This window comes from Clostridium sp. LIBA-8841 (assembly GCF_034439435.1).
Classification (GTDB): Bacteria; Bacillota; Clostridia; order Clostridiales; family Clostridiaceae; genus Sarcina.
Window position 1 is genome coordinate 895,613 of sequence record NZ_JAPCKJ010000001.1, and the last position, 13,964, is coordinate 909,576.

General features: G+C 28.6%; 16 protein-coding genes, 4 tRNA genes and 1 other annotated feature. Of the genes, 7 read left to right on the plus strand and 13 right to left on the minus strand.

Annotation, left to right across the window (positions count from 1 at the left end; genetic code table 11):
• Nucleotide 1 precedes the first annotated feature (1 nt).
• Both infC and ytxC read right to left on the minus strand, forming a co-directional pair.
• The gene (gene infC / locus OIF33_RS03845; protein ID WP_322502905.1) at nucleotides 2-526 is read right to left on the minus strand and encodes a translation initiation factor IF-3; all 525 of its coding nucleotides are present in this window, start codon (nucleotides 524-526) and stop codon (nucleotides 2-4) included.
• Nucleotides 527-555: 29 nt separating this feature from the next.
• Nucleotides 556-675: a sequence feature (ribosomal protein L20 leader region), on the minus strand.
• Between the two features lie 137 nt (nucleotides 676-812).
• Nucleotides 813-1,697, minus strand: a complete 885-nt coding sequence (gene ytxC / locus OIF33_RS03850; RefSeq protein ID WP_322502906.1) for a putative sporulation protein YtxC — start codon at nucleotides 1,695-1,697, stop codon at nucleotides 813-815.
• Between the two features lie 134 nt (nucleotides 1,698-1,831).
• Here ytxC and OIF33_RS03855 point away from each other — a divergent pair, with 134 nt between their 5' ends.
• Nucleotides 1,832-2,527, plus strand: a complete 696-nt coding sequence (locus tag OIF33_RS03855) for a DUF6873 family GME fold protein (RefSeq protein WP_322502907.1) — start codon at nucleotides 1,832-1,834, stop codon at nucleotides 2,525-2,527.
• A gap of 348 nt (nucleotides 2,528-2,875) precedes the next feature.
• Complete coding sequence (locus OIF33_RS03860; protein WP_322502908.1) at nucleotides 2,876-3,856, plus strand: BadF/BadG/BcrA/BcrD ATPase family protein; 981 nt, start codon at nucleotides 2,876-2,878, stop codon at nucleotides 3,854-3,856.
• 51 nt (nucleotides 3,857-3,907) lie between these two features.
• Here the strand turns inward: OIF33_RS03860 and OIF33_RS03865 are convergent, their stop codons facing one another.
• A complete protein-coding gene (locus tag OIF33_RS03865; RefSeq protein WP_322502909.1) occupies nucleotides 3,908-4,462 on the minus strand; it encodes an NUDIX hydrolase in 555 nt (184 codons plus the stop codon).
• A gap of 123 nt (nucleotides 4,463-4,585) precedes the next feature.
• Nucleotides 4,586-5,149, minus strand: coding sequence for a hypothetical protein (locus OIF33_RS03870; RefSeq protein ID WP_322502910.1), 564 nt, complete (start codon nucleotides 5,147-5,149; stop codon nucleotides 4,586-4,588).
• A gap of 310 nt (nucleotides 5,150-5,459) precedes the next feature.
• On the opposite strand from OIF33_RS03870, the gene OIF33_RS03875 reads away from it, so the two are divergent.
• On the plus strand, nucleotides 5,460-5,846 hold the full coding sequence (locus OIF33_RS03875) for a hypothetical protein (RefSeq protein WP_322502911.1): 387 nt from the start codon (nucleotides 5,460-5,462) through the stop codon (nucleotides 5,844-5,846).
• Between the two features lie 40 nt (nucleotides 5,847-5,886).
• Here OIF33_RS03875 and OIF33_RS03880 read toward each other — a convergent pair.
• From OIF33_RS03880 to OIF33_RS03910, 7 genes are all read right to left on the minus strand, one after another.
• Nucleotides 5,887-5,961: transfer RNA gene (locus tag OIF33_RS03880), tRNA-Cys, on the minus strand.
• A 3-nt stretch (nucleotides 5,962-5,964) separates the two neighbouring features.
• Nucleotides 5,965-6,038 (minus strand) — tRNA-Gly (locus OIF33_RS03885).
• Nucleotides 6,039-6,040: 2 nt separating this feature from the next.
• Nucleotides 6,041-6,115 (minus strand) — tRNA-Gly (locus OIF33_RS03890).
• A 5-nt stretch (nucleotides 6,116-6,120) separates the two neighbouring features.
• A tRNA-Phe gene (locus OIF33_RS03895) sits at nucleotides 6,121-6,196 on the minus strand.
• Between the two features lie 74 nt (nucleotides 6,197-6,270).
• Complete coding sequence (hslO, locus tag OIF33_RS03900) at nucleotides 6,271-7,224, minus strand: Hsp33 family molecular chaperone HslO (protein ID WP_322502912.1); 954 nt, start codon at nucleotides 7,222-7,224, stop codon at nucleotides 6,271-6,273.
• A gap of 14 nt (nucleotides 7,225-7,238) precedes the next feature.
• Nucleotides 7,239-7,976, minus strand: a complete 738-nt coding sequence (locus OIF33_RS03905; protein ID WP_322502913.1) for a class I SAM-dependent methyltransferase — start codon at nucleotides 7,974-7,976, stop codon at nucleotides 7,239-7,241.
• A gap of 51 nt (nucleotides 7,977-8,027) precedes the next feature.
• Nucleotides 8,028-8,300, minus strand: coding sequence for an alpha/beta-type small acid-soluble spore protein (locus tag OIF33_RS03910; RefSeq protein ID WP_322502914.1), 273 nt, complete (start codon nucleotides 8,298-8,300; stop codon nucleotides 8,028-8,030).
• A 202-nt stretch (nucleotides 8,301-8,502) separates the two neighbouring features.
• Here OIF33_RS03910 and OIF33_RS03915 point away from each other — a divergent pair, with 202 nt between their 5' ends.
• From OIF33_RS03915 to dapB, 3 genes are all read left to right on the plus strand, one after another.
• Entirely contained in the window at nucleotides 8,503-9,477 is a 975-nt protein-coding gene (locus OIF33_RS03915) for an aspartate-semialdehyde dehydrogenase (RefSeq protein ID WP_322502915.1), read from the plus strand.
• A 21-nt stretch (nucleotides 9,478-9,498) separates the two neighbouring features.
• A complete protein-coding gene (gene dapA, locus OIF33_RS03920) occupies nucleotides 9,499-10,374 on the plus strand; it encodes a 4-hydroxy-tetrahydrodipicolinate synthase (RefSeq protein WP_322502916.1) in 876 nt (291 codons plus the stop codon).
• A gap of 81 nt (nucleotides 10,375-10,455) precedes the next feature.
• Nucleotides 10,456-11,220 carry a 4-hydroxy-tetrahydrodipicolinate reductase gene (gene dapB, locus OIF33_RS03925; RefSeq protein WP_322502917.1) on the plus strand — a complete coding sequence of 255 codons (765 nt, stop codon included), beginning with the start codon at nucleotides 10,456-10,458 and terminating at the stop codon, nucleotides 11,218-11,220.
• 129 nt (nucleotides 11,221-11,349) lie between these two features.
• Here the strand turns inward: dapB and OIF33_RS03930 are convergent, their stop codons facing one another.
• Entirely contained in the window at nucleotides 11,350-12,492 is a 1,143-nt protein-coding gene (locus tag OIF33_RS03930) for a pyridoxal phosphate-dependent aminotransferase (RefSeq protein ID WP_322502918.1), read from the minus strand.
• Entirely contained in the window at nucleotides 12,492-13,028 is a 537-nt protein-coding gene (locus tag OIF33_RS03935) for a cob(I)yrinic acid a,c-diamide adenosyltransferase (protein ID WP_322502919.1), read from the minus strand. Before OIF33_RS03935 ends, OIF33_RS03930 begins: the two co-directional genes overlap by 1 nt.
• Before the next feature lie 195 nt (nucleotides 13,029-13,223).
• Here OIF33_RS03935 and dapD point away from each other — a divergent pair, with 195 nt between their 5' ends.
• Entirely contained in the window at nucleotides 13,224-13,934 is a 711-nt protein-coding gene (gene dapD / locus OIF33_RS03940) for a 2,3,4,5-tetrahydropyridine-2,6-dicarboxylate N-acetyltransferase (RefSeq protein WP_322502920.1), read from the plus strand.
• Nucleotides 13,935-13,964: the final 30 nt, after the last annotated feature.

Sequence of the window (13,964 nt, forward strand, 5' to 3'; positions counted from 1 at the left end):
GTTACGCTTTTTTAGGAGCTAAAATCATTATCATGTTTCTACCTTCTAATTTAGCTGGTCTTTCTACTGTGCATATTTCTTCAAGTTGTGATAAGAAATTATCTAATATCTTTTTACCAACAACACTTGCATGCTCAGCTTCTCTACCTCTAAATCTTACAGTTATCTTGACTTTGTCTCCAGCTTCTAAGAATTTCTTAGCATTTTTAGATTTTATTTCTAAGTCATGCTTTTCTATAGTTGGGCTAACTCTTATCTCTTTAACACTGATAACCTTTTGCTTCTTTTTTGCTTCTTTATCTTTTTTGGATTGCTCATAAATAAATTTACCGAAATCCATTATTTTGCAAACTGGTGGTTTAGCATTTGGCGAAATCATAACTAAGTCTAACTCAGCTTCATCTGCCATTCTTTGTGCATCTCTTCCAGATACAACACCCAGCTGCTCTCCTGTGCTAGAAATTAATCTAACCTCTTTTTCTCTTATTTCTTGATTGATTGCAAAATTTTTACTAATCTTGTTCACCTCCGATAGAATTTAGCCAACACAAATATATAAATAAAAAAGGACGGCTTTAAGCCGTCCTCTATTACCAAAATCAAAAGTAATAAAATTCATGACCTAACTAGCATTTTTAGCTGTAAGGTGAGAAACGGCTGTTTCTTCTTGACATCAGTTATCTTATCACTATTTTTTTTTATTGTCAACATAATTCATCAATTTCTTTTAAAAAATATTATTACTATTTTTTATTTTCTCTATTAATTTATATTTTAATCATTTAAACTCTAAAATTGCTCTTATATATTATTTATTTTTTTATAATATCGTTTAAATTATAGCTTTTGTGTGTTTCTACTCTATCACCAAAAACACTTTTTATTGTTTGTAAAAATTCCTTATTTAAGCATTCCTGCTCATTATATATTTTTATTCTTTTAGGAGAGTTAGTTATTAATCCACTAATAATAACATCTTCTACATTTACTATTCCCTCTTCAGACATATCTGTAATTTCATTTAAAAATTCTTTAAACACATCTGCTCCAAAATCATCCTTAACTTCATAAACTCCATTTTCTTGAATTACAATATTTACTTCTTCTAGTTTACATTCTTGTATATCAACAAAATACTTTAGCAATTTTATAAATTCATTATATTCTTTTTCAATCATATATTCTTCTACAACTTTATCAATTATACACTCGATATCTTTTAATAAAGATTTCATCCTAAATGTTATAAAACCTTCTATATTTATATAGTCATTCTCTAATATAAAGGCTTTTATGTTTTCTATAATGTCATTTACTTTATTTAAACAATAGAAATCTTTATCACTACAAACCTTTTGTTCACCTTTTAATATTTTACTTATTGTTAAATCAATTTCTAAGATTTCATCATGCTTTAAAAAGAAATAATTTTCATTCATATAATGAAGCATTTCCTTTTCTCTATAGTGTTCAATTATAACATTATATATAACATTACTTATATATAACATTATGGTCTCTCTTTCTTTTTCATCAAAGTGACTATTTTCATAGTATATTTTAACGAAGTGAGTTCCATCCGAGATACTTTCTGATACTCCAATTATAATATCTTTGCTTTTTAAAACATTTTTAATACTTTGTATATCTTGTATTAAATTTTTTTCATCCTCACAACATAATGTCATTAGAAGCATTCTTCTCACTCCTTTCTTTACTTTTAGTATGTATTAATTCACATCTAATATTCAAAAAGCTAACTTTATTAATCGACAATTTATTCAATTTTTTAGTAAAATTAGAGTATAAAAAGTTTAACAAGGAGATTATTATGAGAAATTGTTTTGTCGATTATAGAATTTCAGAAATAGAAGAAAAAAATTTAAAAAAATTAGGCATTAACCTAATTAAGGTACCAAAGCATCCTAATCTATATGATGCTATAAACGGACACCCAGATATTCAAATAAATATTATAAATAAAAACACTTTAATATTGGCTAAAAACTCATCAAAGGAATTATTTGATTCTATTCCTCAAAACCTTAATGTTATAAAAAGTTCTTGCCAATTAGAAGATGAATATCCTAAAAATGTATCTTTAAATGCTGTAAATTTAAAAGATTATTTTATACACAACTTAAAATTTACTGATAAGAATTTACTTGAAAAAATTAAAGAAAAAAAATTAATAAACATAAAGCAAGGATATTCTAAATGCTCCATAGCAATAGTTTCAGAAAAAGCATTAATAACTTCTGATAAAGGAATTTATAAAGCTTTAACACCTTATGGCTTTGATATTCTTTTAATTCCTAGTGGTGATATATCTCTTCCTGGATTAGACTATGGTTTCATAGGTGGAACTTGTGGCTTGATTTCAAAAGATCAAATGGCTTTTTTCGGCAATTTAGAAAAACATTCTTATGGAGATGATATAAAAAACTTTTTAGTTAAATACGGTGTTAAACCAATTTATCTTTCTAATTCAAAGCTAATAGATCGAGGAAGTATTTTAACCCTTTAAATTTGGAATATATTTTAAACTAATGTTGATTTTTAGTTATATCTGAAGAGCTAGCTAAAAATCGACATTCACTTTAGGCAGCTCCTAATCTTTTAATAATCAATATATTTTACTCAAGATAGTAATAAATGTTAATAAATTAGCATATAAATATTATTTTTATATTTATCACATTTATTGTTACAATTTTAATGTATTTTTTTCTAATTTGAAGTGAACAAATTTAATGTTTTTTGAATTATTTTTTACTTTAATTCATACTTTCCTTTTTCCATTGATTACCTAATTAATAATATAGTAAAATAAATTAAAGTGGTAATTACAACTATAATTAAAAGGGGGAGAACTATGTTTTATTTAGGTATTGATGCTGGTGGAACAAAAACATCATTTATGCTTATAAACCATTTAGGAGATGTTTTATCAACTTACAATAGTGGTACATGTCATATTCATCAAGTAGGATTTGATGGATTTAGAAAAGGTATTGAAGAAGGAATAAATACAGTTTGTAGTCAAATTAATATTTCTAAAGAAGATCTTAATTATTCATTTTTAGGGTTACCTGCATATGGTGAAAATGAAAATGAAAAATTAGAAATGAACTCTATAATAGCTGAAATTTTAGGAGAAAATAAATTCTCTTGTGGAAACGATGTAGAAGTTGCCCTAGCTGGATCTTTAGCTGGCAAACCAGGAATATGTATAATCTTAGGAACAGGAGCTATTGCTGCTGGTATAACTGAAGATTTAAAAACAACTAGAACTAGTGGTTGGGGACATATTTGTGGCGATGAAGGTTCTGGATACTGGATTGCTAAAAAAGGCGTTGAAATCTTTGGTAAACAATCTGATTATAGATTAGAAAGAACCGCCCTATATGATATATTTAAAAAGGAATTAAATTTAAAAAATGATTTTGACTTAATATTCCTTATAAAAGATGAATATAACCAAGACAGAACTAAAGTTGGTAAGCTTGCAATGTTAGTTTATGAAGCTGCCCTTAAAGGAGATAAATACGCTTTAGATATTTATAAACAGGCTGCTAAAGAATGTCTTCTAATGGTAAACGGAATAACAAATCAACTTGATTTTAAAGGAATATTAAACATTTCTTACTCAGGAAGTGTTTTTAGCTCAAAAGATTTTATTTTAAAACCATTAAAGAAATATCTTCAAGATAATTATACCGCCTTTAATTTAAAAGCACCTATTTTACCACCTATTAAAGGAGCTGCATTAAATGCTTTAAAACTTCATACTGGTGAAATTCCAGAAGGTGTAGTAGAAAACTTAGCTAGAGAACCAAAAGAAATTCTAGTTTAATAAATAAATGCTGTATGAAATTCCTTAGAAACTTCATACAGCATTTTTCTTTTACATAAAAGTTAAAACTAAAGCAGTTTTTATAGATACATTATTATCTTCAACAAATTTTTTTGCCTCTTTAATAGGAATCTTACAAACTTCTATTTCTTCGTTCTCCTCTAAATTTTCAGTTGATACCTCTCCATGAACCTTCATTTTAACGACGGCTACAGCTTCATCTGACATTCCAACAGAGGTATAACTAGGTTTTATTAGGTATTCACATTCATTAGCTAAAAGCCCTGTTTCTTCAAAAAGCTCTCTTGTTGCAGCCTTTATAGCATCTTCACCTTCATCTATAAGCCCTGCTGGGAATTCATATATATAATCATTTATAGCCGGTCTAAATTGTTTTATTAAAACAAACTCATCTTCTTCGGTTATTGGAATAATCATAACTCCATCTGCTTTATTATGATTGTTAACAACACAGCTTAAATCTTCTTTCTCTCTTCTACTTGCAATAAAATACTCTTTAGAATTTCCAACCTTATTCTCAATATCTAATTTATATAAGTTTAAAAATTTGCAATCAGTTAATTTCTTTATATCTTTTATTTTCATTTCAATACTCCTTTCATACTACTGTTAAATAATATATATTAATTTTACACATAAAAAGGATAAATATAAAGTTCCCCTTACATTTATCCTAAAAAATACTATATATTCTTTTATTAAGATAATTCATCTTTTAAGAAAATCATTTTTCTTATCTTCAATAAAAATCATTTCATCTTCTTTGCTAACCCTCATAACAATATATCCACTAGAAAATTTCAAATAAAACTTACTCACTAATGAGTCTATAATTTCTTCTTCCCAAGACCATATATGCTTTCCAAGTATTCTTTTTATAATGTTATAAGTGTTTAAATTTATTATTTCATTATTTTTTAAAGAAGCATATGCTTTAATTTCTTTTGGCTTTTCTTCTATAGATAGAAATTCTAAACATAGAAATTGTAAATATATTAATTCATTTTTACTCTTTATATAAAATCCATCGTTATTGTTATCTATAATCTTTGCATTTTTATCCATTAAAATTATAGTGTTTTTTATCAATTCTTTTAAACGCATTTTTTCTAAATCAATTCGATTTTCAAAGCAACTTATTCTTAAGTTTATATAGGGTGTGGCTTTCCATCCTTTATTTATGTTTTTCTTAATCTTCCTGTTTTCATTTGCATCTTTTACAATTAAATAAGTTAAAAATAAACCTAAGATAATTATAATAACCAAAGACATTTTTATTCCCCCTAACAAGTTCATTTTTATATTATAGCTACTAAAATTTTAATTAATAACTTATGTGACTTACTTTTTAATCAGTATCAATAAATAGATTCTTCTAAAATTTAAATACAATAAATATTATCTTATTATTAAGTGTATTTTTATATAAACATTGATGTAATTTTCTAACATTATAAAACATATTATATTGTGAGTTACAATCTAATATATTATATGCTTGTAACTTCACTTTATTGATAATTTACTACGTTTTTGTAAACCTTTACCCAAATTCATCATTTTATTGTAGGGGGATATTTTTATGAAGAAAGTTATGAAACTTCAAAAAAAAGTTACAAACGATTTAGGAGAAAAAAAGAATTTAGATTTGCTAATAGCTATTGATAATGTAAAATTAATTCAATACACTTGTCCTTCAAATGAATTTTACTCAGTATCTCATAAAGATTTAATAGTATTTCAAGAAGGAGATTCTTTTAAAACCTCTGAAAAACCGGTAGATAAAGATGTTGTTGCCGTTTTAACTTGGTTTAAATATCGAGATACTCAAGTAATAAAGCTTTTCTTAAAAGACTCTTTTATAGATTTTGTAGATAATGAAATTATTTGTGATCTTACATTAAGAAAGGTATTTAAAGAAACTAACTTCTCTAATTTTGGTGAAAAGTTAATAAAATCTTTGATCTAAAAAAGAAAAACATCTATAAGTAATCTTATAGATGTTTTTTTGGAGGCGCCACCCGGATTTGAACCGGGGAATAAAGGTTTTGCAGACCTCTGCCTTACCACTTGGCTATAGCGCCATATGGAGCGGGTACCGGGAATCGAACCCGGGTATCCAGCTTGGAAGGCTGGTGTTCTACCATTGAACTACACCCGCATTGGAGCGGAAGACGAGACTCGAACTCGCAACTTTCACCTTGGCAAGGTGACACTCTACCATTGAGTCACTCCCGCAATAATGGTGGCTCGAGCAGGAATCGAACCAGCGACACGAGGATTTTCAGTCCTCTGCTCTACCGACTGAGCTATCGAGCCAAATGTCTTGAGCTCTTCAAGACATTTATTATTATATTAACTTAAATAAAATTTGTCAACTATTTTTTTAAATTTTATTTATTCTCTTCTTTTTCCTTTTCCTCTGCCTTTTTCATTTCTTCTGAAACTTCATCAGCAATAGCATTTTCTTTTTCTTCTAATAACTTACCTATATCTTCTTTTGTAAACTTATATGATTTATTACAGAAGTGACATTTTAATTCTTCTTCTTTACCCTCATCATAAAGTTCTTTTAAATCCTTATATCCTATGCTTAATAATGCTCTTTCTACCTTTTCTCTTGAGCAATCACATTTATATTTTGGAGTTTCTTCTTCTAAGATTTTTAAATCCATTCCATCAAAAATGAACTCTATAACCTCTTCTATAGTTTTTCCTTCTGATAACATTGTAGTTAATGAAGGTATTTCATCTAATCTATATGTTAATAAATCTCCTAAAAGTTCATCTGCACCTGGTAATAATTGAATTATGAATCCACCAGCTTTTTTTATTGAATGATCTCTATCTACTAACACTCCTAAAGCAACGGCTGAAGGTATTTGTTCTGAAGCTGTGAAATAATATGCTAAATCTTCAGCTATTTCACCACTATATATTGGAACTTGTCCTACGTATGGATCTTTCAATCCTAAATCTTTTATTACTGTTAATCCACCATTTTTACCAATAGCTTCTCCAACATTTAATTTTCCATTCTCTGTGTTTAAAGGTAAATCAACATGTGGATTTCCTATATATCCTTTAACACTACAATCTGAGTAAGCAGTAACAGTTATTCCCTTAGCCATTCCACCACCGTTTATTTGTAGTGTTACAACTTCTTTATTAGATTTTAACATTGCACCCATCATAGTACCAGCTGTTAGCATTCTTCCTAAAGCAGCAGCTGCTGTTGGTGTACAATCATGTATTTTTGATGCTTCATCAACTAACTCTGTAGTTTCTACTGCAAATATTCTTATCATACCATCTTTAGCTATGGCTCTTATTAATTTATCACTCATATTTAATCCCTCCGTTATTTTTTTACTATATAAACTATTCTTTCAGTATCTGGTGTTACTTTTTCTTCTGTATAACCATTATGCTTTTCTTCTATTTTAAAGCCTATTACCTTAAGAATGTTTTCTATTTCACTTTCCTTATAAGCTCTTTCTTCATGAACCTCTGTAAATCTTTCATATGTATCTCCATCTTTTATGAAGAAATTTAAGTTCATTTCTACTATTTCATCTTCAAAGATATTTTCCCAAGCATAAAATAATTCTTCACTATCATATGTGTAGACATTATTGCCTAAAACTTCTGATATCTTATAGTATGAATTTATATCAAATACAAATAAACCATCCTCTTGTAAATGATTATATACTCCTCTTAAATAATTTTCCACACTTTCATCATCTAAAATATAATTTGTTGAATCTAAAACACATGTTATTAAATCAAACTTTCTATTTAGTTCTAATTCACACATGTCTTGACATACTATTTTACCTCTAACCCTATTTTCTCTAAGCTTCTTATCAGCTTCTATAAGCATATCTTGAGATAGATCAACAAAATAATTTTCTTTGAAGGATTTTCCTACATGAACACCAACATTTCCAGTTCCACAAGCTAAATCTAAATACATTTCCTTGTTAACACCATATTTATCACACTTTGATAAAGCATATTCTGCTATGTTCTCATAGTTTACATCTTCATATATAAGTTCATCATAAACTTTTGCCATCATTTTATAACTCTTCATAATAATTTAAATCCCCCATGTATTATTCTACCTAAAGATTATATACTTTTTTTACTTTTCGTCAACGGAAGGTTTCTTTCTACCTAATATTTCATCATTACTAGGCAATTTTAACTCTTTTTTCCTCTTAGTCATTAATCCACCGATTCTTCCTGTTTCCTCTGCGGTTAATCCTCCCCATCCAAGTTTATCTACCTTATCGCTTAAGCCTAATTCTCCAGCTATTTCATATTTCATTTTTTCTCTTAGCTGTTCTGCAGGACTTAACTCTTTATTGGATTTTAATTTTCCTTTTATTATTTTTTTTAATGGTGTATTACTCATTTTCTTCCCCTACCTTAAATTTATTTTTAAAACTATTATTTACCCCTATAAGCTTAAATATTCATATTTTGTTAAATATGAAAGTTAACTTACTTAAATCCTTCAAATTAATCTTAAAATAAACTTGATAAAGTGTTTGTTCTTGAACTATATTTAATATATAGAAATACAATATATTAAGATTAATTTTAGGAGGGATAACGTGTATAACGTAGCAGTAGTTGGGGCAACAGGAAATGTAGGAAGAAAATTCCTTGAAATCCTGGCAGAAAGAGATTTCCCAGTTAAAGAATTATATTTATTTGCATCAAAGAGATCAGCAGGAAAGACTTTAAAATTTAAAGGTGAAGACTTAGTAGTTGAAGAATTATGTGAGGCTAATATTGAAAATAAAAAAATAGATTTTGCATTATTCTCAGCTGGTGGAAGTGTAAGTTTAGAATTCGCTCCTATTTTCTCTAAACACGGAGCAGTAGTTATAGATAATAGTAGTGCTTGGAGAATGAATAAGGATGTTCCTTTAGTAGTTCCAGAAGTTAACCCAGAGGATGTTAAATGGCATAAAGGAATTATTGCAAACCCAAACTGTTCTACAATTCAAGCTGTAGTAGCTTTAAAACCACTACATGATAAATATGGAATTAAAAGAATAGTTTACTCAACTTATCAAGCAGTTTCAGGAGCTGGCCTTCAAGGTATATTAGATTTACAAGAAGGAACAACTGAAAAATTCTCATATCCTATATTAGGTAATATAATTCCTCATATAGATGTATTCTTAGATAACGGATATACCAAAGAAGAAATTAAAATGATTGAAGAAACAAAAAAAATACTTCATGATGATAGCCTAAGAATAACAGCTACAACAGCTAGAGTACCTGTTTTAAACTCTCATAGTGAAAGTATAAACGTAGAACTTAATTCTGAATTTGAAGTTGAAAATATAATTGATTTATTTAACTCTTCAAAAGGATTAATAGTTCATGATGATGTAGCAAACTTAAAATACCCTACTCCACTTGAACTTAGTGGAAGAGATGAAGTATTTGTTGGAAGAATAAGACGTGACTTTAGCTTAGATAACGGTCTTAACCTTTGGGTTGTGGCTGATAATATAAGAAAAGGTGCTGCTCTTAATGCAATTCAAATTGCTGAAATACTAATAGAAAAATAAATTTATTTTGGAGGTAATATTATGTTTAAAGGTTCTTGTGTAGCTTTAATAACTCCATTCACTGAAGACGGGGTTAATTATGAAGAGCTAAGAAATTTATTAGAATGGCACATAAAAAATCATACTGATGCAATATTAGTTTGTGGAACAACAGGTGAAGGTTCTACTATGACTTTAGAAGAGAAAAAAGAAGTTATAAAATTCTCTGTTGAAGTTGTAAACAAAAGAGTTCCTGTAATAGCTGGAACTGGTACAAATAATACTAAAGCTTCAATAGAACTAAGTCAATACGCTGAAAAAGTTGGCGCTGATATGGTATTAATAATAACACCATACTATAATAAAACTTCTCAAAAAGGATTATTTGCTCATTTCCAAGCAGTAAATGATGCAATAAATATACCTATTATGCTTTATAATGTTCCAGGAAGAACAGGAATGAATATAACTCCATTAATGCTTGATAAGCTTGCTGACTTAGATAATGTTGTTGCTATAAAAGAAGCTAGTGGTGATCTTTCACAAGTAGCTAAAATGGCTGAATTATGTGGTGATAGAATTTCTATCTATTCAGGTAATGATGACCAAATAGTTCCAATCCTTTCACTAGGTGGAGCTGGTGTAGTTTCAGTTTTAGCTAATGTTCTTCCGGAAGAAACTCACAATATATGTGAAAAATATTTCTTAGGAGAAGTAATTGAGTCTCGTAATCTTCAACTTAAATATCTTTCATTAGTAAACTCTTTATTCATAGAAACTAACCCAATCCCAGTTAAAACAGCTATGAATTTAATGGGCTTTAACTGTGGACCTTTAAGATTACCTTTATGCGAAATGGAAGATTCTAACCTAAAAATATTAGAAGAAAATTTAGAAGTTAATGGTTTAATAAAATAATCTATTATATAATAAGCATAATCACCTACAAAGTTACAGGTGATTATGCTTATTTAAAAATGAATATCGGAGGTACCAATTATGGTTAAAGTTATATTAAATGGTTGTTCTGGAAAAATGGGTAGCGTAATTTCAAACTTAGCTGAAACAAAATTCCCTAATGTTGAAATAGTTGCTGGTATAGATAATAATACTCAAGCTCAAAGACCATATCCAATTTTTGCAAAACCAGAGGATTGTAATGTTGAATATGATGTATTACTAGATTTTTCAAGAGCAGATGCTTTAAAAAGCTTAATAGCGTTTTCGAAGAAAACTAAGAAGCCACTTATACTATGTTCAACAGGATATACTCCTGAAGATTTAAATTTCATAGAAGAGTCTTCAAAAGAAATTCCTCTATTTAGATCTGCTAATATGAGCATAGGTGTTAATTTAATAAATAATTTATTAAAGAAAGTTGCCCCTGTTCTTTATGAAAACTTTGACATTGAACTTGTAGAAAGACACCACAATCAAAAAGTTGATGCTCCAAGTGGAACTGCTCTTTTATTAGCTCATACTATTCAAGATTCTCTTAATGAAGAAACAAACCTGATCTACGGAAGAGAAGGAATGGCTAAAAGAGAAAAAAATGAAATATGTGTCAATACAGTAAGAGGTGGCGGAATAATAGGTGATCATGAAGTTATCTTTGCTGGAGATGGTGAAGTTATAGAAATAAATCACAAAGCTATTTCAAGAGATGTTTTCGCTATAGGTGCTTTAAAAGCATGTGAATACATGGCCGATAAAACTAAAGCTGGAAAATATTCAATGGACGATGTCCTTCAATTAAACTTCTAATAAAAAGGTTGTATCAAAGCTTTAAATAATAAAACTTATAAATATATTCCGAGAATTACTAGATTTCTCTTCATACTATTTATAAGTTTTATTTTAAATTAACTTTGATACAACTTATTTTGTTTTTAACTATTTTTTAAGAGTGTTTATAAAAGCCTCTAATTTATCTAAAGCTCTTTCAAGCTCATTTTTACTATAACAATATGATATTCTAATGTACCCTTCGCCACCTTTTCCAAAGGCGTCTCCTGGCACGCAAGCAACTCCACCTTCTTTAAGAAGTCTTTGACAAAACTCCTCTGATGTTAATCCAAACTTGCTTACATTAGGATAAATATAAAAAGCTCCCTTAGGCTTTTCTACATCTAATCCCATATCTACTAATCTTTTATAAGTGAAATTCATTCTTTCTTTAAAAGATTCCTTCATTTTTTCAACATTATTCATACAGCTTTTTATCCCTTCTAAGGCTCCCCATTGAGCTATAGAAGTTGCACATGAAACATTATATTGATGAACCTTTATAATTTGATTATATATTTCCTTAACACTAGCTACATACCCAATTCTAAGTCCTGTCATTGAAAACATCTTTGAAAATCCATTTACATATATTAATTTATCTTTTATGTCTTTACATTGAGCCACTGAATAATACTCTTCTTCAAAACATAGAGATGAGTAAATCTCATCAGTTAATACTAAAATATCATTTTCTTTTATAATCTTTATAAGTTCGTCTCTACTCTCTTTAGTAAGTAATGCCCCAGTTGGATTACATGGATAAGAAAGAATTAATAGTCTTCCTCCTTTTTTTATACCTTCCTTTAAGCTCTCTATATTAACTGAAAAATCTTCATTTAATTCATAATTCACAACCTCACAACCTATTATTTTACTTATACTTTCATAGGCTGGATATGCAATTGATGGAACTAGAACTTTCTCTCCTGGATTTAAGACTGCAGTCATAGCAGCATATAATCCTTCACTTCCACCAACAGTTATTATAATTTCATCCTTATTAAAATCAATATCAAAAGTATTTTTTAATAAATTCGATATTTCATCTCTTAATTCAACTATACCTGCATTAGCAGTATAAGTGGTTTTTCCTTCCTCAATAGCCCTTATCATTGCTTCTTTAACCTTTTCTGGAACTTGAAAATCTGGTTGACCTAAAGTTAATGATATAGCCTCTGGGAATTTTACTACCTCATTATAAAATTTTCTTATCCCTGATATTTCTACCCCAATAACATTTTTATTCATTAAAATTCTATCCCCTCTCTTGCTGGAACTCCCTTTTTATAATAATGTTTAATTTCTCTCATCTCTGTAATTAAATCAGCCTTATCCATAATTTTTTCTGGCACATTTCTACCTGTAAGTATTAATTCCATATCTTTAGGCTTTTTCTCTATTAAATCTACAATTTCATCTTCTCCTATGAAACCTGCGGAAATTGCAGCCATTATCTCATCTAAAATTAATATATCACATTCTCTATTTTCAATTAGTTTCTTAACAAAATCAAAGCCTACTCTAACCTCTGACTTCAATTGAGCTAATTGCTCTTCATCAAGTTCCCAAGTAAAACCCTTAACTTTTTCAAATCTTAATATCTCTAAATTTTCAAATTTCTTAGCAGCCTCTAACTCTCCAGTTTTCCATGATTTAAGAAATTGAACAACTTTTACCTTCATATCATCACCAGCAGCTCTAAAAGCTAATCCCATTGCCGCTGTTGTTTTTCCTTTTCCATTTCCAGTGTATACCTGAACATATCCTTCTTTAAGTCTCGCCATATTTTATCACTCCTTTAAATTATATTTTATAATATATTTCATTTATTTACACAATCTATTTATTAAATAATAGAATTTTTCTTTTTTTCTCTTTTATTGATAATCATTTTTGTTTATAATAATTTATATTATGTGTTATATTTTAATAAATATATAAGACTAAAATGCATTATAAAAGAAAGGATGTAATTTGATATGAGTTATAACTTTACAGATCCATATGAAATTGCTAGATTCATAAAGGAAGTAAAAAAATCAACTCCTGTTAAAGTTTATCTTAAAGGTAACTTAGAAGGTATAGACTTAGGCTCAATAGAATGTTATGGAAATAATGGTTTCTATGTATTATTTGGTGAAAGCGATGAGGTTGCTACTTTATTAACTGAAAACAAAGAAAGAATTGAAAGCTTTAGACTTGAAAATGATAGAAGAAACTCTGCTATTCCAATGTTAGATCTTTTAAACATAAACGCTAGAATAGAACCTGGCGCAATAATAAGAGATAAAGTGTCAATCGGAGATAACGCTGTTATAATGATGGGTGCTGTTATAAACATAGGTGCCGAAATCGGTGAAAGCACAATGGTAGATATGAATGCTGTTATTGGTGCTAGAGGAAAACTTGGAAAAAGAGTTCACTTAGGTGCTGGTGCTGTTGTGGCTGGTGTTTTAGAACCACCTAGCAAAACTCCATGTATAATAGAAGATGACGTTTTAGTAGGAGCTAATGCTGTTATCCTTGAAGGCGTTAAAATAGGAAAAGGGGCAGTTGTTGCAGCTGGTTCAGTTGTTGTTGAAGACGTACCTGCTGGTGTTGTTGTAGCTGGAACTCCTGCCAAAGTAATTAAGTCTGTTGATGAAAAGACTAAAGATAAGACCGAAATCTTAGATGATTTAAGAAAATAATAAAAAAATAGCCATGAGAATTTTTTCTCA

Coding starts and splice junctions, on each gene's coding strand:
- OIF33_RS03860 (WP_322502908.1), top strand. CDS start 2,876: ATGTTTTATTTAGGTATTGATGCTGGTGGAACAAAAACATCATTTATG.
- OIF33_RS03905 (WP_322502913.1), bottom strand. CDS start 7,976: ATGAAGAGTTATAAAATGATGGCAAAAGTTTATGATGAACTTATATAT.
- OIF33_RS03875 (WP_322502911.1), top strand. CDS start 5,460: ATGAAGAAAGTTATGAAACTTCAAAAAAAAGTTACAAACGATTTAGGA.
- dapD (WP_322502920.1), top strand. CDS start 13,224: ATGAGTTATAACTTTACAGATCCATATGAAATTGCTAGATTCATAAAG.
- ytxC (WP_322502906.1), bottom strand. CDS start 1,697: ATGCTTCTAATGACATTATGTTGTGAGGATGAAAAAAATTTAATACAA.
- OIF33_RS03855 (WP_322502907.1), top strand. CDS start 1,832: ATGAGAAATTGTTTTGTCGATTATAGAATTTCAGAAATAGAAGAAAAA.
- hslO (WP_322502912.1), bottom strand. CDS start 7,224: ATGAGTGATAAATTAATAAGAGCCATAGCTAAAGATGGTATGATAAGA.
- OIF33_RS03930 (WP_322502918.1), bottom strand. CDS start 12,492: ATGAATAAAAATGTTATTGGGGTAGAAATATCAGGGATAAGAAAATTT.
- OIF33_RS03935 (WP_322502919.1), bottom strand. CDS start 13,028: ATGGCGAGACTTAAAGAAGGATATGTTCAGGTATACACTGGAAATGGA.
- dapB (WP_322502917.1), top strand. CDS start 10,456: ATGGTTAAAGTTATATTAAATGGTTGTTCTGGAAAAATGGGTAGCGTA.
- OIF33_RS03870 (WP_322502910.1), bottom strand. CDS start 5,149: ATGTCTTTGGTTATTATAATTATCTTAGGTTTATTTTTAACTTATTTA.
- dapA (WP_322502916.1), top strand. CDS start 9,499: ATGTTTAAAGGTTCTTGTGTAGCTTTAATAACTCCATTCACTGAAGAC.
- OIF33_RS03910 (WP_322502914.1), bottom strand. CDS start 8,300: ATGAGTAATACACCATTAAAAAAAATAATAAAAGGAAAATTAAAATCC.
- OIF33_RS03865 (WP_322502909.1), bottom strand. CDS start 4,462: ATGAAAATAAAAGATATAAAGAAATTAACTGATTGCAAATTTTTAAAC.